Below are 783 nucleotides of genomic sequence, written 5' to 3' on the forward strand. Positions count from 1 at the left end.
GGCGCGCGCATCGCCGGCACCGTCGGCCTGCCGCTGCCCGGCACCGAGATCATCGTCACCGACCCGGAAACCGGCGTGGAACTGCCGCGGGGCGAGATCGGCATGATCGAGGTGCGCGGCCCGAACGTGTTCAAGGGCTATTGGCGCTTGCCGGAAAAGACCGCCGCCGAGCTGCGCGAGAACGGCTTCTTCATCACCGGCGACCTGGGGAAATTCGACGAGCGCGGCTATCTGCACATCGTCGGCCGCGGCAAGGATTTGATCATCACCGGCGGCTACAATGTCTATCCCAAGGAGGTCGAGGCCGAGATCGACGCGCTGCCCGGCGTGGTCGAATCTGCCGTGATCGGCCTTCCGCATGGCGATTTCGGCGAGGGGGTTACGGCGGTCGTGGTCCCGACCGGCAGTCCGGCGCTGGCCGAGGCGGGGGTGCTGGCGGCGCTGGCAGGGCGGCTGGCCAGGTTCAAGCAGCCCAAGCGCGTGCTCTTCGTCGAGGAACTGCCGCGCAACACCATGGGCAAGGTGCAAAAGAACCTGCTGCGCCAGCGCTTCGCCGGGCTCTACGACCAGCCGGAAGGGTGCTGAAGGCCTGACAGGGCGCGGCCTGCGGTCGCCAGGCCGTCTCCGTCTTCCCGGGCATGAAAATCTTCGGGTAAAGGACCGGGGGAGGGCTGTGGCCTCTGCCAGGAAAAGCGCATGGCCTTGCATGGGCCCTGGGCCGGCCCGTCCTTTCCCGACAGGTTCCCGGCCCCACCCCGGCCCCAGCCCGGCCCGGTGCGGCCC

The 783-nt window shown here is 69.1% G+C and carries 1 protein-coding gene; it reads left to right on the plus strand.

Going from position 1 to position 783, the window contains the following annotated elements:
- Nucleotides 1-585 (plus strand): AMP-binding protein (locus FE811_RS27040; RefSeq protein ID WP_140849597.1); only part of this gene is annotated, 585 nt, incomplete at its 5' end.
- Nucleotides 586-783: the final 198 nt, after the last annotated feature.

The organism is Paracoccus sp. FO-3 (assembly GCF_006386455.1).
In the GTDB taxonomy this organism is placed as follows: domain Bacteria; phylum Pseudomonadota; class Alphaproteobacteria; order Rhodobacterales; family Rhodobacteraceae; genus Paracoccus; species Paracoccus versutus.